The organism is Ulvibacterium sp., assembly GCF_965248315.1.
In the GTDB taxonomy this organism is placed as follows: Bacteria; Bacteroidota; Bacteroidia; order Flavobacteriales; family Flavobacteriaceae; genus Ulvibacterium.
Window position 1 is genome coordinate 3829068 of record NZ_CBDFIX010000002.1, and the last position, 18914, is coordinate 3847981.

Annotated in this window: 18 protein-coding genes; 9 read left to right on the top strand and 9 right to left on the bottom strand. The window is 40.7% G+C overall.

The genetic code is table 11. The features are described 5' to 3' along the window. The first annotated feature begins 118 nt into the window (after positions 1 to 118). The 6 genes from ACP2AF_RS18070 (at position 119) to ACP2AF_RS18095 (ending at position 8036) form a co-directional block, all read left to right on the top strand. Positions 119 to 3367, top strand: coding sequence for a VPS10 domain-containing protein (locus ACP2AF_RS18070; protein ID WP_425237542.1), 3249 nt, complete (start codon positions 119 to 121; stop codon positions 3365 to 3367). Further along, positions 3368 to 4045 carry a DUF2490 domain-containing protein gene (locus ACP2AF_RS18075; protein WP_425237543.1) on the top strand — a complete coding sequence of 226 codons (678 nt, stop codon included), beginning with the start codon at positions 3368 to 3370 and terminating at the stop codon, positions 4043 to 4045. Between the two features lie 772 nt (positions 4046 to 4817). After that, positions 4818 to 5504, top strand: a complete 687-nt coding sequence (locus tag ACP2AF_RS18080) for a DUF2490 domain-containing protein (protein ID WP_425237544.1) — start codon at positions 4818 to 4820, stop codon at positions 5502 to 5504. 89 nt (positions 5505 to 5593) lie between these two features. Next, on the top strand, positions 5594 to 6811 hold the full coding sequence (locus tag ACP2AF_RS18085; RefSeq protein WP_425237545.1) for an alpha/beta fold hydrolase: 1218 nt from the start codon (positions 5594 to 5596) through the stop codon (positions 6809 to 6811). Continuing rightward, entirely contained in the window at positions 6811 to 7296 is a 486-nt protein-coding gene (locus tag ACP2AF_RS18090; protein ID WP_425237546.1) for a YdeI/OmpD-associated family protein, read from the top strand. Before ACP2AF_RS18085 ends, ACP2AF_RS18090 begins: the two co-directional genes overlap by 1 nt. Positions 7297 to 7391: 95 nt before the next feature. Beyond that, complete coding sequence (locus tag ACP2AF_RS18095; protein WP_425237547.1) at positions 7392 to 8036, top strand: hypothetical protein; 645 nt, start codon at positions 7392 to 7394, stop codon at positions 8034 to 8036. 141 nt (positions 8037 to 8177) lie between these two features. Here ACP2AF_RS18095 and ACP2AF_RS18100 read toward each other — a convergent pair whose 3' ends face one another. Continuing rightward, on the bottom strand, positions 8178 to 8834 hold the full coding sequence (locus ACP2AF_RS18100) for an OmpW/AlkL family protein (RefSeq protein WP_425237548.1): 657 nt from the start codon (positions 8832 to 8834) through the stop codon (positions 8178 to 8180). A 234-nt stretch (positions 8835 to 9068) separates the two neighbouring features. Between ACP2AF_RS18100 and ACP2AF_RS18105 the strand changes: the two genes are divergently transcribed. Beyond that, positions 9069 to 9857, top strand: a complete 789-nt coding sequence (locus ACP2AF_RS18105) for a DUF547 domain-containing protein (protein WP_425237549.1) — start codon at positions 9069 to 9071, stop codon at positions 9855 to 9857. Between the two features lie 451 nt (positions 9858 to 10308). Next, entirely contained in the window at positions 10309 to 11502 is a 1194-nt protein-coding gene (locus tag ACP2AF_RS18110) for an LETM1-related biofilm-associated protein (RefSeq protein ID WP_425237550.1), read from the top strand. Positions 11503 to 11577: 75 nt separating this feature from the next. On the opposite strand, the gene ACP2AF_RS18115 is transcribed toward ACP2AF_RS18110, so the two are convergent. The 6 genes from ACP2AF_RS18115 to ACP2AF_RS18140 all read right to left on the bottom strand — a co-directional run bounded on the left by ACP2AF_RS18115 (position 11578) and on the right by ACP2AF_RS18140 (position 15581). Beyond that, positions 11578 to 12333 carry a LytR/AlgR family response regulator transcription factor gene (locus tag ACP2AF_RS18115; protein WP_425237551.1) on the bottom strand — a complete coding sequence of 252 codons (756 nt, stop codon included), beginning with the start codon at positions 12331 to 12333 and terminating at the stop codon, positions 11578 to 11580. A gap of 45 nt (positions 12334 to 12378) precedes the next feature. Next, complete coding sequence (locus tag ACP2AF_RS18120) at positions 12379 to 12729, bottom strand: 2TM domain-containing protein (RefSeq protein WP_425237552.1); 351 nt, start codon at positions 12727 to 12729, stop codon at positions 12379 to 12381. Positions 12730 to 12746: 17 nt separating this feature from the next. Beyond that, positions 12747 to 13076, bottom strand: coding sequence for a 2TM domain-containing protein (locus tag ACP2AF_RS18125; protein ID WP_425237553.1), 330 nt, complete (start codon positions 13074 to 13076; stop codon positions 12747 to 12749). A 49-nt stretch (positions 13077 to 13125) separates the two neighbouring features. Continuing rightward, positions 13126 to 13419 (bottom strand): 2TM domain-containing protein, encoded by a 294-nt coding sequence (locus tag ACP2AF_RS18130; protein WP_425237554.1) that lies wholly within the window; start codon positions 13417 to 13419, stop codon positions 13126 to 13128. Positions 13420 to 13598: 179 nt separating this feature from the next. Next, complete coding sequence (locus tag ACP2AF_RS18135; RefSeq protein ID WP_425237555.1) at positions 13599 to 14930, bottom strand: 2TM domain-containing protein; 1332 nt, start codon at positions 14928 to 14930, stop codon at positions 13599 to 13601. Between the two features lie 27 nt (positions 14931 to 14957). Continuing rightward, a complete protein-coding gene (locus ACP2AF_RS18140; protein WP_425237556.1) occupies positions 14958 to 15581 on the bottom strand; it encodes a hypothetical protein in 624 nt (207 codons plus the stop codon). A gap of 134 nt (positions 15582 to 15715) precedes the next feature. On the opposite strand from ACP2AF_RS18140, the gene ACP2AF_RS18145 reads away from it, so the two are divergent. After that, on the top strand, positions 15716 to 17023 hold the full coding sequence (locus ACP2AF_RS18145; RefSeq protein WP_425237557.1) for a DEAD/DEAH box helicase: 1308 nt from the start codon (positions 15716 to 15718) through the stop codon (positions 17021 to 17023). A gap of 12 nt (positions 17024 to 17035) precedes the next feature. On the opposite strand, the gene ACP2AF_RS18150 is transcribed toward ACP2AF_RS18145, so the two are convergent. Both ACP2AF_RS18150 and ACP2AF_RS18155 read right to left on the bottom strand, forming a co-directional pair. Continuing rightward, positions 17036 to 18136 (bottom strand): hypothetical protein, encoded by a 1101-nt coding sequence (locus ACP2AF_RS18150; RefSeq protein WP_425237558.1) that lies wholly within the window; start codon positions 18134 to 18136, stop codon positions 17036 to 17038. 39 nt (positions 18137 to 18175) lie between these two features. Beyond that, on the bottom strand, positions 18176 to 18913 hold the full coding sequence (locus tag ACP2AF_RS18155; protein ID WP_425237559.1) for a LytR/AlgR family response regulator transcription factor: 738 nt from the start codon (positions 18911 to 18913) through the stop codon (positions 18176 to 18178). Position 18914 lies beyond the last annotated feature (1 nt).

The window sequence follows — 18914 nt, forward strand, 5'->3', positions numbered from 1 at the left end:
CTTCATTTATCACGATAAATTAAAACTGATTTTTAAAATCCGGGACAAACCTTTAGGACTATACCAATTCCTCTTTGTTTTTGATATCTTTGGCCGACAAATCTATAATCAAAAGCCGATGAAGAAATTACTTTTTTTATCTATACTTCTCGCATCATTTTCCCTTTTTGCCCAGAAATTTCCCATGGACCTGATCCAAGATCTAAAGCCCCGAAATATAGGGCCGGCCGGAATGAGCGGGCGGGTTACGGCTATTGATGTAATACATTCCAATCCAGATATTATGTACGTCGGTACTGCATCCGGCGGATTGTGGAAATCAACTAGCGGCGGTATCCGATGGGAACCTATTTTTGACAACGAGGTAACCGCTTCAATTGGTGCGGTCGCCATTCAGCAATCCAATCCTTCCGTTATCTGGGTAGGCACCGGGGAAGGCAATCCCAGAAACAGTCTTAATGGAGGATATGGGGTTTATAAATCCTTGGACGGCGGTAAAAGTTGGCAATCCATGGGATTGGAAAAAACCAGACATATCCATCGCATCAAAATCGACCCTATGGACCCAAATACAGTTTATGTCGGAGCTATCGGGTCACCTTGGGGCGAGCATCCGGAACGTGGTGTTTTTAAAACAACGGATGGCGGGGAAACTTGGGAAAACATTTTGTTCGTAAACAACAAGACCGGGGTGGCCGATTTGGTTATGGACCCCATAAACCCCAATAAGTTGATTGCCGCTATGTGGGAACACAAGCGAGACCCTTGGTTTTTTAAATCCGGCGGTGAAGGAAGCGGATTGTACATTACCCACGATGGGGGTAAAAACTGGAAAAGGCTCACGGAAAAGGATGGGTTGCCCAATGGTGAATTGGGCCGTATAGGTATTGCGATTGCGGCCAACAAACCAAATATTGTCTATGCCTTAGTAGAGGCTAAAAAGAATGCACTTTACAAATCCTTGGATGGTGGATTCAAATGGAAAAAAATCAACGACAAGCCGGATATTGGAAACCGACCTTTTTACTATTCCGAAATCTATGTAGATCCACAGAATGAAAATAGGGTATATTCTGTTTTCACCTATGTGAATGTTTCCGAGGATGGAGGAAAAAACTTCAAACAATTGATGCCTGCCTATCAGGTAGATAATGGCGTACATCCGGATCACCATGCTTGGTGGATACATCCCGAAAATGGCCAATTTATGTTAGATGGGAACGATGGCGGGGTAAACATTACCAAAGATGGCGGGAAGTCTTGGCGCTTCATCGGGAATCTTCCCGTAGCCCAGTTTTATCACATCAGCACGGACGATGAGTATCCATATAACGTATATGGCGGAATGCAGGATAATGGCTCTTGGCGTGGACCGGCCTATACATGGCGAAGGCAGGGCATCCGCAATAGTTATTGGCAAGAAATTGCCTTTGGCGATGGATTCGATGTGGTGCCAGATAAAGACGATTCCCAATTTGGCTACGCCATGAGTCAACAGGGTTATGTATCCAGATACGATTGGAAAACAGGGAATAACTATACCGTACGTCCTACGCCACCGGATCCAGAGACCAAATTACGTTTTAATTGGAATGCCGGAATAGGGCAAGATCCTTTTGATAATAGTACCGTCTATTTTGGCAGTCAATTTGTGCATAAAAGCACGGACAAAGGGCTTACATGGGAAATTATTTCGCCAGACTTGACGACCAATGACCCCGAAAAACAGAAACAGGATGAAAGTGGTGGGCTGACCATGGATGCGACCGGGGCCGAAAACCATTGTACCATTTTGGTGGTGGAACCTTCCCCGTTGGAAAAGGACATGCTGTGGGCCAGTACCGATGATGGAAGGCTACATTATACCCAAAATGGCGGCGAAAGCTGGACCGAGGTAACGGCCAATATCAAAGGACTGCCCAAAGGCAGTTGGATTCCCCAAATAAAGGCCTCCAATAAGAACAAAGGGGAAGCTTTGTTGATTGCCAATGACTACAGACGTTTTAACTATATACCTTACGCCTATCGTACCAAAGATTACGGCAAAACCTGGGAACGTATTGTGGATGCCAATGATGTGGAAAGCTATACCTTGTCCATTGTAGAGGATATTGAAAACCCTAACCTTTTGTTTCTTGGTACGGATGATGGCCTTTATATCTCACTGGACGCCGGTGCTAACTGGCAAAAATGGACCGAGGGTTACCCAACAGTTTCCACTAAGGATCTGGTCATTCATCCTCGGGAGCACGATCTGGTCATCGGTACTTTTGGACGTGCCGCCTGGGTGCTGGACGATATTCGCCCTTTACGTTCCTTAGCCTCCAATCAATCCATACTACAAAAGGATGCCAAATTGTTCCAACCGCCAGCGGCCTATCAGGCGGTCTATCAACAACCTACAGGGAGCCGGTTTGGAGGAGACGCACTTTACAACGCGGAAAACCGGAAAGAGGGTGCCATGATTACTTATTATTTGAAGGAAGGGAAAAAGAAGGATGAAAAAGAGAAAGCAAATGAAGATAAGAATAATGCCGGGGACGAAGAAGAGCAAATATCGACCACTGAAAATCAGACTGGAAACAAAACAAAATTGTCCGGGGTGCAGAAAAAGGATTCCATACAGTTTCAGTTCTATGACGGGGAACGGTTGATGCGAACCCTAAAATATAAGACGCCTGAAAAGGCCGGTTTCCATCGCATCTACTGGCAGATGGATGAAAAAGGGCCGGACGGCCCCTCACGTAAAATCAAAAAGGACAAAAATGAATCTGGTGGCATCTCCGTAAAACCTGGAGACTATCGAATACAAATGAGTTACGGCGATATTTCCGAAGAAACGACCATTACTGTTAAATCAGATCCCAGGTTGGACGTGTCCATGGCCTCAATCAATGAGGCATATGAGTCCTCTAAAAGCCTCGATAAAATGACGCAAGTTGCCGCAGACGCCGTACAACAATTGGTAGAAAGTAAAAATATCGCCAAGAAGTTTGAGAAGGAACTAAAGGAGATGGATAAGGAAAAATATAAGGAGGAAATAAAGGCCTCCAAAACCATTCAAAAACAAATAGATTCTACTATTGTCCTATATTTGGGAAAAGAAGACAAGCGACAAGGGATAACCCGAAATCCCGAGATTACGGTTGTACAACGCCTGAACACGGCACGAAACTATGTGGAGAGCCGAAAAACGGGAGTCACGGAAACCGAAAGAAAACTTATCCGATTTGCGGAGCAGGACCTAAAAAATGCCTTACAAAAGACCAATACCTTTTTTAATGATAAATGGAAGGCTTATAGAAATGAAATTCAACAATTGGAGGTGTCTCCATTTAAGGAAACTAAACGCTTTAGTTTTGAATAGATGAAAAAAGTTGTTCTCTTAATCGCCTTTATTTTTTCTTTTTCCCTTTTAGCCCAAGAAACAGGCGAGGACAATTGGGGCTCATGGCATATGTATTTCGGCACCAATAGAATATCCGAAAAATTAAGTATCCATTCCGAGGCCCAGGCCAGATATTACGAACAGCTAAGTAACTTTAATCAATTGTTGTTACGCACCGGGCTCAATTATCATATAAACCCAAATGCCATTGCTACATTTGGTTATGCCTATATCATAACGGACGGTACTTTTGATGAATTTCCAGGAGATAGGGATTCCAAGGAGCATCGGATTTTTCAACAATTCATATTAAAAAACAAAGTCGGGAAATTTGGATTTGAGCATCGTTACCGATTGGAGCAACGCTTTTTGGATTTTGGGGAGCAAACGGACACGCAACATAGGGCGAGATATCGTTTACAAGTAACCTTGCCGTTGACCAAGATTTTCTTTCTGAATTTTTACGATGAAGTATTTCTTAATCTACAAAACGAAATCTTTGGCCAAAATCGTTTATACGGTGCGTTGGGCTTTAATGTAACCAAAAATCTGAGTGTGCAGGCCGGTTATTTAAAAAACCATTTTCCCTCCGCCCATTTTGATCGACTTCAAATAGCACTTTTCTACAATCCGGATCTAAGAAAAAAAGGAGACTGACCTACCAACTATTTTTCATTTACAGTCCTCTAGATAGCCTTTTATTGTATGTATTAAAATGAACAAATGTACAAGACAGTAATCCTCCGTATTAGATATTACTATTTGTTGTATTTCCAATAGGATTTTTCGGTTGCTCCGCGTACATTTCCTATATCAATTCGTTGAAGGGTATGCGCTCGGTCTGTCTTTCATTGTCATGTATAGCACTTTTTCGGCCAAAAAATCCGTGGCCTGTTTTACATATTGTTTAGACATTAGTTATCGTAAAGGATGACCTTCTCCTATCCGAAAAATCTCTTTGCCATAAGGTCGATCAACGGCTTCATGACAAAGCCTACCACAATATATAGCGGTAGATATTTCCATGCCGATACGTGAAATCCGGCTAGGGCAACGAATACTATCAAAGCAATGTAACAGGATGTTTTAAATAAGGTCTGCATATTTGTATTAGACCCTTAAAACCGATTAAAGTAACTTTTTTCTTACATAAAATATGTATTTTCTATTTTATGGTCACCTATTGATATCCCCCTCTCCAAACAACAAGGTTTTTACTTCATATGTATTGGGGATAGGGATATCTTATGCTGTACCCAACCTAACCGCATGTGTCTCCATATTAGCCATAATTATGAAATCCCTAGTAGCAGAAATGGTTCTAAATTCAGGTATGGCCAAACTGTGTCATATACCACACAAAACATGACGGATGTCAGGCATTTGAGGCCACCGGTAGCGGTAATTTTGTCCTAATAAATAGTACCAGATGGCAACTCGATTACTTTGCCCAACAATTGCTCTTTTACTTGGCCTAAACATTTTTTCACAAAGAGAACGGGAAGAAATTCTTGGGACCTGGCTCGTGGCCTCGGGCAGTCATCAAGTTTCGGAGAAGGTTTCCATTCCCACAATTGGCATTTTACGGTATTATGAACCTTTTCATCATTACGAACTATCGTTTTTTCTAACCGGTGTGTGCTATGGTTTTAGTCCTAAGCTTTACGGTACCTTAGGTTATGCTTACCTAAATTCTGAACCTTTTATCCAAAGTAAGGAAGCCAAAGGTGCCTTTTATCAACATTGGCTCTACTCACAGCTTACTTTTAAGGATAAAATGGGCAACTTCAACATTTCGCATCGTTATCGGCTTGAAAACCGGTGGATCCACAGCACAACGGGAACCGATCTCAGACATCGAATACGCTACAGGCTAAAAGGTTCCCACCCCTTGGACAACAGGTTTTATCTTTGTGCTTCCAATGAGATTTTTATTGCACTACAAGAACCTCTATTCAATCAGAATAGATTGTATTTCGGAATGGGACATAAATTCAATTCCAGTTTAAAATTGGAAGTGGGGTTTATGAAGAATCACTTTTCTACGGCCAATTATGAATATTTGCGCATCGAATTCGTTTTTAAGACAGATTTTCGTAAAAGGCATAAGGCTTAATCGCATCTCTCTTCCAAACATTGGGGCCAAACTATTATCTTTAGGAAAGCTATGATCACTTAAGACGACTTAGCCCTAAAACGGACCCTATGAATCTTCAAAAAGTTACATTCCAGAATAAAAAAGGCCAAACATTGGTAGGTAGGCTGGAACTTCCCGTGGATCGACATCCTCATAATTTTGCCCTTTTTGCCCATTGTTTTACGTGTAACAAAAACCTTTTAGCCGTAAGGAATATTGGAAAAGCACTGACTTCCAATGGATTTGGTGTCCTGCGATTTGATTTTACTGGACTCGGGGAAAGCGATGGCGATTTTTCAGATACCAATTTTTCGGGAAATGTAGCTGATTTAGTGGCCGCTTCGGATTTTCTTGCACGGCAGTATCAGGCCCCTTCCCTACTCATTGGTCATTCCCTTGGCGGGGCGGCGGTTATTTTTGCCGCTGCGGAAATTTCATCGGTAAAGGCAATAGCTACCATTGGTGCACCTTCTAATCCCACTCATGTGAAACATCTGCTAAAAAGTAATCTTGAGGAAATTAAGTCCAATGGAAAGGCGGTGGTAAACCTTAGTGGAAGGGATTTCACAATCAAAAAACAATTCTTGGACGACCTGAATACCAAATCCTTACCGGAAACTGTGAAAAAACTTCGCAAACCTCTTTTGCTGCTGCACTCCCCCCAGGACGATACCGTGGGTATTAAAAATGCAGAGGAAATCTATGTAGCGGCCCATCACCCCAAGAGTTTTGTTTCACTGGACGGGGCCGATCACCTTTTATCCAACAAAACGGATTCACTTTATGTAGGCAAGGTCATTTCGGGATGGGCCCAACGTTATTTGGATATAGAAATTGAAATCGCACAACCAAAAACCAAGCATGATGTTGTCGCCAGCTTGGATGCCGATGATGGTTTTACCACTCAGATGAAAGTAGGCAGTCATTATATGACCGCTGACGAGCCGATAGACGTTGGAGGAAGTGATTTTGGCCCTTCGCCCTATGAACTGGTTTCCGCAGGACTTTCCGCCTGTACGGCAATGACCATTCAAATGTATGTCCGCAGAAAGGGCTGGAAGCTGGAAAATGTGGAAGTGCACACTTCCTATGGTAAGGAGCACGCCGTGGATTGCGAAAACTGTGAATCCGAGGTTTCTAAAATAGACACGTTCCAAAGGGAAATACGATTACAAGGAGATTTGGACGAAAAGCAGAAGGCCCGAATTATGGAAATTGCCGACAAATGTCCGGTACATAGAACCTTGCACAGCGAAACACAAATTATTACAAAACTGGTGGATTGATGCAAAGTAAAGTTTTTGAAATTTCGGTTACGGGAACGTATCATTCGTTGTTGCTTCCTGAGGAAATTGTTTTACCGTTTTTAGAAAAAAACTTGAAAAGGGTTAAGGCCAAGGCTACTTTTAAGGGAAAGGAGTTGACTTTTCACGGGGCCATCCAAAAGAGGAACGGCAAGTATTATATGATGTTCGGTAAGCGATACCAAAAGGAGTTGGGCGTTTTTCCCAACGATTATTTTCAGTTACAGTTTTTTGAGGATACGTCCAAATATGGTGTTGAAATGCCGGAAGAACTGGATGCCGTATTGAAGAGCGATTATGAGGCCAATGAAATATTCGAATCTTTTACCCCAGGAAAAAAACGAGGTATTATCTATATGATCTTGGGTTACAAAAATTCGCAGACCCGAATCGATAAATCCATTTTGGTCTGCGAAAATCTAAAAAGAGGTGTCAGAAACAATCCTGAACTCTTAAAATCATTTTAAATAGGGCTTGAAATGCCTTTTTTTATTGTGTAACTTTAGGGCCATTTAATAACTCATTTTTCGCTATCGCGGGAATACAAACAAAAAATACATCTATGAAAACAGTAAAATTGGCTATTCTGGGGCTTGTTCTTTTAGTGTCCTACCATTGCAAGGAGGCCAAAAAGGAAAGTGAGGAAAATGCCACCGAAGTAATGGCCGATTCCTCGGAAAAATTCAACTTAGTAAAGGATTCCACCAAAGTGGGTTTTACTGCCTATAAGACTTCCGAAAAATTGCCTGTTGGTGGAAAGTTCATGAAAATTGATATTACCAAAAGTGAATCTGGCAGCACGGCTATGGACGCCATGAACGGAACAGCCTTTACTATCCCCATAAGTAGCCTGTTCACCAACGATGCTACAGGGACCCGAGACCCCAAAATCATTGAATTCTTTTTTGGGGCAATGAAAAACACCACACTTATTTCAGGCATTTTTAAGGTATCCGAAGATGGGAAACCTTCCATTGATGTTACCTTGAACGGTGTAACCGAAAATATTCCCCTGGAATCCGAAAAAACATCAGATACCTCCTATGCCTTTAATGGGGTGATGAACCTCGAAAACTGGGATGCACTGGATGCCGTTGCTTCTATAAACAAAGCGTGCGAAGCTTTACATACCGGCAAGGACGGCATCAGTAAAACTTGGAGCGAGGTGGCCGTACAGGCAGAGGTATTGTTGGAGAAAAGTGAATAAAGACCGGTAAATCCGTTTTCGCTTCCTTACAGTATCTATGGGTTTTGCCTTTCTGGAACTGTAATTGCCTGTTTTACGGAGATATAAATGACCCTTCGGTTAAGCAAAACTTTCACCGAAGGGTTTTCTTATATGGATACCTTAAAGTTTAAGCCCTACTCCGAAGCCTATTATCCAAGGATTGATATCCACGTCGGCCACTACTGTAGCCCCCAAGGCGGTTGTGGCATTTACCGTAGCATCGGTGCCCAAGAATAATTTTTTAACATCCAGATTTAAAAACCATTTATCATTGAGCATAAAATCAAATCCTCCTTGTAACGCAAATCCGATTGCGGTATCATAATCTACATCATCAGCTGCTGGGCCCTCATCCACTCCATAAAATAAGGTTAAGTTGGGTCCCGCTCCGAGATAAGGAACAAAATCACCTCCGGTAAAATGGTATTGTGCCGTTAGTGTGGGGGGTAATAACCATACACGACCTAAGTCAATGTTTCCCGCTGTTGTTTCAATTGCTTCTACATCATGTTTCGCAGTCGCTAAAATCAATTCCGCCGACCAGTTTTCGGTAAAAAAATAAGTAATATCAAATTCTGGAACAAAGGCGGTCGCTATGGATACATCCCCGCCAATGGCTTCAATGCTTGCACTTTCATCCGGAGCGACAACTATACCCCTTAATCTAAATTGCCATTTGCTAAAATCATTGGTACCCGAATTTGCATCCTGTCCCATTGATACGTTTACAAAGCTCAATACCAGTGCCATCAAAGAAATTGTTGTTCTTATCATCATATCTAGTTTTAAATTTTGATCAAAACTATCCCACTGGTTCAGTAGAAAAAATGATCTTTATCATTGTAGAAAAGAATTTGGGGAAAGCCTGGATATGAAATGGTCCGGGCCAAGATAAAGAGGAAGCCTGTGCACAACGGTTTTATTGTATTCCTGTGAAAGCTATGGATGCATTTTTCGACCTAATCCATATCCACAATTCCGCGAACGTGTTTGAACCGTTAAGACATGACTATGAAACCAAATAGTATCGTATTGTTGCTTTTGGTACTGCTTTGCGGCTGTACGATACACAAGTCCAATGTTGAAAAAACTGCCATAACAACCTCGAATCTCAATACACTTTCAGAGGAATTTCTTCAAAACATAAAAACTGGAAAGAACACTAGGGCCATACAAAACAGGATTGCCAATCTTACCTTGAAAGAATTGAATAACTCATTGATTAGCGATGCACATAGGCTTGCCTTTTGGATAAATATCTACAATGCCTACATTCTAGCGATACTTTCAGAAAACCCAGAGTTATATGATGATAAAAAAGCCTTTTTTAAGCAAGAGCAAATACCTATTGCGGGAAGATTGCTTTCTTTTGAAAAAATAGAACACGGCATCATCCGAAAGTCGCAATGGTCATTAGGGCAGGGACGTATCCGAAAATGGCTCCCGAACAAACTTGAGCGTAAGCTAAGGGCGAGCAAACGTGATTACCGTGTTCATTTTGCCCTTAATTGTGGCGCCAAGGATTGCCCACCCGTAGCAATTTACAATCCAGAAAAACTGGATAGTCAATTGAACGAAGGCACCAAACTGTTCCTAAAGCAAAATTCCGATTATTATCCAGAGAAAAGTGAAGTTGCGGTAACCGCTCTTTTCAATTGGTTCAGGGGAGATTTTGGGGGTAAAAAGGGAATCAAGGAAATATTAAAAAAGTTTGAAATTATACCGACTACCAAGGATATCGATATTTCCTATAAAAACTACGATTGGACCCTGGATTTGGATAACTGGATAAACCTTTAAAGCTTTCCCTTAATTAAATTAGGTGGCCGTGATAGCGCCATTGTCCTAAAATTACATGTCAAAAATCTCCAATTGGGGAAGTACTACTTTCCAGTGAAGAATTACTCGTTGGGCTTTAGAATCTTTCGCAATGCCTTATGGGCTATTATCATTCTAAACACCAAAATGAACATAATTGTAATCCAAACAAAGAAGAGGAAATATTCCATAACATTCAGATATCATATAGGTTAATTATCTAGGTACATTCCGTAAGCTTGGGGCATCCAGAATTGTATTTTTTAAAATTGGGAGGATAAACATAATTAATTCGGTCTTAATTTCCTATAAAAAAGTTAATAAAATCACAGTACACCCTGGAAAATCAATCCGATAAAACATTAATCTAAGTACCTATGTATAAATAAAGTCCTATATTTTCCTTTAATTTGGGGTTCAAAATTCCCTGTCCATGAACCCATCCGCATCTGGTTGGATACAAAAATTCGGTTATCTCATTGAGGACAGACACTGGTACCCCGAAGATTTCCAGGTTCTTTACCAGGAAATGAAAAAAACCGGTTTTATCTACGGCATAAATGTCGGCACTATACCTTTAATAGAACTCGAGCATGTTCTTTCAGAAGATGAAAATGCCAAAATAAACCTTCTGGCGGCATTGTATTTTACGTATCACTTAGAGAAGCCGAACTCCAATTTCAAGGCCTTTACAGATTGTATCTTTGGTTTTTATAAGGTTTTGGATGTTGGCAGAATATCTTTTTTTAACAAAATCGTTACGGGTAAGAAAACATCGTCTCAACTGGAAAAACTTTTGAATTCCAGGATATACCTAGAAGACAATCTGATTAGCAAGACGTTTAACAGTATAATTACCAATTCACTCTTGTTCATTGATGTCCTCACCTTTAAGCGCTATTTGGAAAATAAGGATAGCATAAGGGATTATGCCCAGAACCTGGAGTATATAACCATCAATCTTACGTATCATACACTTAATTCCAAGGAAAAAAATGCCAAGGATGAAAAATTGGCGCAACTTTTTGCCTCATCCCTAACCTTTATTGATGGGGAACATCAAAACTTTGATGGATCTTATCGGGAAAAGTTGATGCGTGATTTTTCCATATTTGAGAACCAATACTTTTTAGATGTTGCCTGTTTGACAGTTTGGGAAGATCAATCCTTGGATTACAAGGAGTCTGATTTCATTTTTGGAATCGGAAAGGATATGGGAATCAAAGAACAACAGATTGCCCGATCTTTAGACGATGTGACCCGGTTTTTTGATGTCAATGCAAAAAAAATTCCCCATTTAAAAGACAATAATCTGGCGGTGCAATTTCATGATAGCATGTCTAAAATTGTGGACAAGCTTATTTTACGAAATAGCAAACGGCTTCAAAAAGAACTTTTTGAAAGTAAGGAACTTGTGTATTTATTATCCAAGTCCACTACACGGGAACTAAGCTCTGAAGAGAAGAAAAAAGTGCAAAATCAGCTGTTGGATATTTTCAAGAGCATACCTTCATTGGCTATTTTTATGTTGCCCGGTGGTGCTGTTTTGTTGCCAATTTTTATTAAATTGATTCCCAAATTATTACCTTCCTCATTTGACGAGAACAGAGTGGAAAAAAAACAGTGAATTTGATAAAATTATAACTATAAGAAAAATCTATTCCTCATTTTATAGTATTTATATTCAATGATTTAAATATTATTATTCCAACCATAACTTGAAATCTTTTACCCTTTCCCTGCTCACTATAATCTCTTGCCCATTATATCGTTTTAATTTAATTTTTAACCGCGAATTGGTATAGGAAACGATGTCCTGGATGTACTTTATATTGATGTAAAATTTTCTGCTTACCCGAAAGAAGGTCCGGGGTTCAAGTTCCGTTTCCAGATTTTCCAAGGTGGTCTCCAACAAATAATTCCTACCATCCGAGGTTGCAGCATAAGTTCCTTTGTTTTCACTATAAAAACATTCTACCTCATCTGCATTAATAATTTTAAGATGTTGCCCAACCTTTGTGGTAAATCTCTTTTTGTATTCCCGTTCCAAGGGGTCCATTAATAATTTTTTGATGTCCTCAAAATCCAAGGTCAGTTTTTGGGATTTCGGTTTTAGTGCCCTGAATTTTTTTACCGCTTGCTCCAATTCTTCATCATCAATAGGTTTCAACAAGTAGTCGATACTATTCAGCTTAAATGCCTGTAAGGCATATTCATCATACGCAGTTGTAAAAATAATGGCGCTTTGCACCTCAACATGTTCGAAAATCTCAAAGGAAAGTCCATCGGCAAGTTGAATGTCCAAAAAAATCAAATCCGGATGTTTATTGTCCTGAAACCACCGGATGGATTCTTCCACTGAGTGCAGCATCACTAATGCCTCAACGTCCAAGTCGTTTAAAAGTCGTGAAAGTCTTCTTGCTGCCGGTTTTTCGTCCTCAATGATGATTGCTTCCATAGATCTTATCTTCTCTGTTATTTTTCAGCATTGCAGTTCTTCTTTTCATTCATCTCCGGCATTCATATATTTTTGAATTTGACGTTCTTCCCAATCCCTTATGAACTTTGGTTTTAAGTTCTTTACAGAGAAAGGAGCAGATCTAAAGGCCAAAAACCCATGGAGAATGAGTCCCGACCCCCATAGTACAGGTGTTAAAATGATGTTTAATGTAAACCAATTCAAAACATCCTGATTCCCAATTCCCTGTAAGACCATATAATTAAATGCGTACCCCTTGAAAACAAACAACAGTACATTGGCAATAATATAAACACTTAGGTGTCCGTAAAAATCCTTTATTCTATCTACTCTTTTTTTTGCCTTAGCAAATTTTTCCGAAGGATATGCTTCCATAATTCTGGTTTTAAAATTCATCTATATTTTTCAGCTTCTCTTTTGTCTTCCTCCATGTACTTTTGTATCTGCCTTTCTTCCCATTCCTTGCTAAAAAACGGGTTGTATGAAAACACTTTCATGGCGTGGAACGCTAATCCTATCCCCCAGAAAAACCAAACAGCGAATGTACCAAAATCCCAAAAGGTTTCTCCAAAGGTCTCCCCATCGCCCATATCCCGAACGATTTTCATGGTACTTATAAATAGATTCACTACTACATACGATGCCAAATGCCAATAAAATCCCTTTAGCTCCTCGACCCTCTTTTTAGCCTTTATTTGTTTGTCCAGATATCTTGTGTCCATTGTAATTTATTGGTAAGTTTTTACTGATTTTCCTTGTATAGGCATTCTTCTATTCCCAGCGATCTCTATTCTCGTCTTCCTTCATAAATTCCTTAATCTTCCGTTCTTCCCAATCTCTTCCAAAAAATGGATTCAATCCAAAAGTTTTTGCCGCTTGAAATATAAGCCCGATGCCCCAACCAAAGGCGGCCCATAAAAACCACATATAATGCCATTGATCCAAGTAGTAGTTTATGGCAGCCAAAAGACTAATGACAATTACATATGACACCAAACTGGTATAGAATTTTTTAATTTCTTCTACCTTTTCCTTTGCTTTAAGATATTTATTCTCTTTATCCATCTCCCGTTTTGTTTTGATTTTTACTTGAACCAAATTTCCGGCAATCGTCTTAGTTTTGCAGATCTTATGTTCCGAATTGTATTTTTTTCAGGATGAATTGGGTTTTCCTTTGCCAGACACCTATTTCTGTGCTTACCGCCTGTAGTACTCCAATTAGGTAATCCCAAAAGGAACCCAGGTTAAAAATTGTCATCCTCCATAAACTTGCGCATTTTTTTCTCCTCCCAGCGTTTTCCCCAAATGGGATTGTATCCAAATGCTTCCATTCCATGGCCAACAACCCCTAATCCCCAAAAAACAAGAGGGAAAAACACCCAGGGGAAATCCGTGGTCCTATAATTAAGATAGGCTAGAAAGGGAAGTACTATGCAATAGGATATAAGATTACCATAGAAGCCTTTGATGGCCTCTACCCTTTCCTTGGCTTTTTTATATCTTTTATCCTCTATATAACTTTTTTGTGTTTCCATAACGGAAACTTGTCTAGTTAACATGGGTAGGCTAACACTAAAGTCCGAGGCCGATTTCTGAATATTCACTTCTTTGTCCGTAAGTATACCGTACCTCTGTTGAATATTTCGCAAGCCTACACCACTACTCTTTTTTACGACCTGTTTTTCTTGAAGGTTATTGCTAACTACCAATTTGTTATCTTTTTCGTACACCCGAATATGTAATGGTTTGGAAGCCGTAACCACGTTATGCTTGACGGCATTTTCCAATAGCAATTGCAACGATAATGGCACAATTTTGGCCTCCGGGTCATTTCCGGTTTCAGGAATATCAAAAATTATACTGTCTTCAAAACGCATCTTTAAAAGCCGTATATAGGTTCGAGCAAATTGAAGCTCTTCATCCACAGAAACGAGGTCTTTGTTCTTTTGTTCCAACACATAACGATAGACCTTGGAAAGGGAAGTGGTGAATTTCTGTGCCTGATCGGGATCTTCTTCAATTAAACTGGTCAACACGTTGAGGCTATTGAACAAAAAATGGGGATCCAATTGATTCTTAAGTGCATCGAATTTGGCCGATGCGGTACCTGCAATTACTTTTTGTTCCTTTACCTTCTTTTCCTGTAGTGCCTTGTAGAAATAAATGGCATGAAAAAAAACGGAGATCACTATGGTTATCAACAACGAAATTGCATAATAAATGGCCTTTTCCCCTGCTACAAAATTATTCCAGCTCTCACCTTCAAAGACCGTGAAAATAAGTACCCTCATGCCAAAAATACCTATCATGGTAAGTACTACACCTCCTGTTGCCCCAAGGACCAATCTATACCTTGCGTACTTTTTCCAAACTACTTTGCGGTTCAAATAATCAAAAAAGGCACCGTTCAATAGGGTAAGCGCAATGGCAAAAAGTAGATTATACCCTATTTCCTTAAAAAGTGCTCGGTCAAAATAAAGCTGTGTTCCGGCAAGTAAATCCAATCCTATTTGGATACCCGCCAGAACCATGCCTATTAATAATCCTACTGCTACTAATTTGCTCCAATACTTCATTTGGACCTATACATATTGCCGGAAATTCTATTTCCCGCAGTTTTCAAGGACAGTTTTTGCTCTATCCTCGCCCCAATTGGGATGAAATTCACTCTCTGGTTTAAAGTTAGCAAAAAGTTCCAACGAACGTTTTACGTCAACACAGTATGGGGCAGTATCCTGCCCAAAGTACTTGGCCGATCCCATGTCCCATTCCGCCTTGGAAAATACGACTCTTGGATTTTTAGGTGCCAATTGTAAGGCTTTTTCATAGAGTGCGGCAACTTTTCCGGACAACGTCATACCATAGGTAGCCCCGTCAAACGCAATCCAAGCCGTATGCACCATGGCCTGTTGTACCAATATTTCGGGGTTGTCGGGAGAAATAACCTTGGCCATATCTATGTACTCCTGGGCTTTTCCCAACAATTGACCCACTTTTTCTTTGTCCTTTTCCCCAAAAGCAGCTACCGTGTTTACCTGTGCCGCATAATAATGGGGTAACCAATTGTCCATTTCCACGGAAGCAATTCGCTCAAACATATTGGAAGCTTCCATTGTTTTTTGTTCGCCCCATAGTTGAAATGCCCTTTGCATTCCCTTGGTATATTGGTCTTGTGCCAAGGAATTTAGGGATACCATTAATGTTGCAATTACAATTACGTTTTTCATAATTTATAGTTTTAGAGTTTAATGACCCAAATCTGAGGTAAACCAACAATTCCGTAAAAAAAGAAGTGCCGAGTTGTTGTAACAAGGTGATAGGTTGTAAAAAATAACCCTACCTTCGCCGCTTATTCATTTTTATGACATTCAAAGACTTAGGTATTGCGCTACCTCTATTAAGGGCCGTAGAGGAAGAAGGTTATCACACCCCTACCCCCATTCAACAGCAAGCTATCCCTATTTTATTACGCGGAAAAGATTTATTGGGTGTGGCCCAGACAGGTACCGGTAAAACCGCGGCATTTGGCATACCGATCTTACATCACCTGTTCAATGCGCAAAACGGAGAACGTGGAAAACGTCGTATCAAGGCATTGATAGTAACCCCTACACGAGAATTGGCCATACAGATCGGAGAAAGTTTTACAGCTTATGGAAAGTTTACAAGCATCAGGAATACCGTCATCTTTGGAGGTGTAAAGCAAGGTAAGCAAACTCGGGAGCTACAGCGTGGTGTGGATATATTGGTCGCCACGCCAGGTCGGCTATTGGATCTTATGAACCAAGGATATATTTCCCTTCGTGATATCCAGTATGCCGTCTTGGACGAGGCAGATCAAATGCTGGATATGGGCTTCATCCACGATATCAAAAAAATAATCGCCAAACTCCCGTCAAAAAGGCAATCACTGTTCTTTTCGGCCACTATGCCCAAGGATATTGTAGAACTTTCACGAAAGATCTTAGGAGATTTTGAACGTGTAGCGGTAAAGCCAGAACAAGCCACCGCCGAAAAAGTAGAGCAAGGGGTCTTCTTCATTAGCAAAAGGCATAAGCCAAAACTATTGGTCCATCTTTTGAAGGAAAAGCCTACCGACTCAGTTTTAGTATTTTCCAGAACCAAACACGGAGCTAATAAAATTGTAAAAAAACTAGCTCAGGCCGATATCCCTTCAGCTGCCATACATGGAAACAAATCCCAGACCGCACGACAAAAGGCGCTGGGCGATTTTAAAGACGGTCGGTTAAAGGTATTGATCGCAACGGATATTGCCGCCCGAGGGATCGATGTAGATCAACTTTCGCTGGTCATCAACTACGATCTCCCAAACATTCCGGAAACCTACGTGCACCGTATTGGAAGAACAGGCCGAGCGAATGCAAGCGGCATAGCCCTGTCATTTTGTGATGTAGAAGAGCGGCCCTATTTAAAGGATATAGAAAAACTCATTAAACAAGCAGTTCCTAGGATGCCGGAACATCCCTTTGTTGACAATGAACCCGAAGAAGTGAAAAGGGAAAATAATCATCGATCACCAAAAAACAACAATCGGTCTAAAAATCGGAACAAAAGACGAAGACCTCTGCGGAGGTCAGGTCATAGAAGTGGTAATTCTCAAAATCACAGAAGAAATCATTCCAATAACAGCTCTAACCAAAAGAATTAGAAGTTCATATCCCTAATCGGAATAGTCCAGATAAATAGCTTTTTCAAGCGCTTCCCAGTGGGCGTCTGTCATTCTACCTGGTGTAAAGAGGCATATGCCCTTGGCTCCGTTTTCCATTGATTCTCGAATAGCGTCGCCCAACTCCTCCGGCAATAAGCCATGTCCTTCGGGATCCTCTTCATGAAACTTATCTTCGGGCCTAGGGCAAATAAACAATCCACTATAAACAGGTCGGTCCGGTACCGCAGCGGTTTCCTCCTTCACCACACTTCCGATCCATAAGGTATTGCCCATATAAAAGTCATTATAATTCATAGGGAAAAAGGCATCCAAATTCCATGTATTCCATTCTTGACGGACCAGTTTTTTGGCAATGGAAGGGCCCGGAAAAACAGCAGCATTGATTTTTTTGTTCTTTTTATGAACCATTTCGGCCAAACGATTGACCAATTTTGAGACAACATCATATCGATACTGCTTCCATTCCGCAATTTGGGAAGGGTCTTCCTCTTTTTTAATGTCAATGCCACTTTTCGACTTAAAATCTGAGGTACAGGTGTCGCAATAGCAAAAATCATACTGTGGAAATTCCCTGTCCTGGATAAGATCATATTTCTCCCATAGTCCACGGGCCAGAATAACATCGGGAAAGCGGATATAATCCAAATGAATACCATCCACTTCGGGGACATCGGCTATACTTCCATACAAATTCGCAAGGTATTGATATACCTCCTCTTTATTTGGGCAAAGAAATTTGTAGTAGGACACATACGGTTGTTTATCATATGCCGATTGGCCCAATCCGCTTACACCGTACCATTCGGGTTTTAATTTGGGATCTCCCTGTACCATGGTTGGAATCCAAGTGTGGAATTCCATTTGGGTCTCCTTCACCAGGCCACCGACCCTTTTATAGGTTTCCGGATCATGCCCCCCGTTATAAAGCAGTCCGTCTATTCCCTTTTTTTGCAGCCCTAAGAACATTTCCCGTAGTTCTGAATCTGTAGCGTTCCCAGGACCCCCCATCCATGCATATACCGGTATTTTGGATTTTTGGGCCATACTGAAAAAGGAAATTATGAGTAGGGATAGAATACAAAAGCGCCTCATTTGTTGCTATTTTGGAATGCGTACAAGTTAGGTAATTTCCTAAATGGTATGAAGACGTCCTAGCAAAAACTCACGTTGTGATTTGCTAAAGGGAATTACTATTCGACCAATTTCCAAATGGTTCTCGCCCACGACATCCAGTTTGGCTATGTTGACCATATAGGAACGGTGGACTCTTACAAATTTTGATGCTGGTAGACTTTCTTGCATAGTTTTAAGTGTGCTCGCCAAGACATAGTTGCTAATAGTTGTAACAATGGTGCAATAATTCCGGTCTGCCTCTATATAAAGAATATCATCAAGCAGCAATTTTGCCATCTTACCATTATGTCTAACAAAAATGCGGTCGTCCAAGATTTGAAGATCCATTTTCTCCCCAAATTCCTTTTTTCCTTCATTCTCCCTTAACCGTTCAACCGCCAAAGCAATAGTTCGTTGTAGGTTTAGTTTGATAAAAGGCTTGGTAATAAAAGCCAGGGGACGAGTCTCCTTAGCTCTTAAAAAAGAAGCCTCATCCGTATTTGCGGTAAGATATATGATCGGAATATCCGCTTTCTTTTGTATGGTCTGGGCCGTCTGCACGCCATCCAAGGTTCCTCTAAGGTTAATATCCATTAGTATGATGTCCGGGGGGTTAACGTTGGCATTCAGAATGGCCCCTTCACCCTTGGTCTCAATGCCGGTAACCTCATAACCTAGATTAGTTAATTGCAATGAAATATTGGCCGCTATGATCATATCGTCCTCCACCACTAAAATTCTGATTTTATCTGTCATG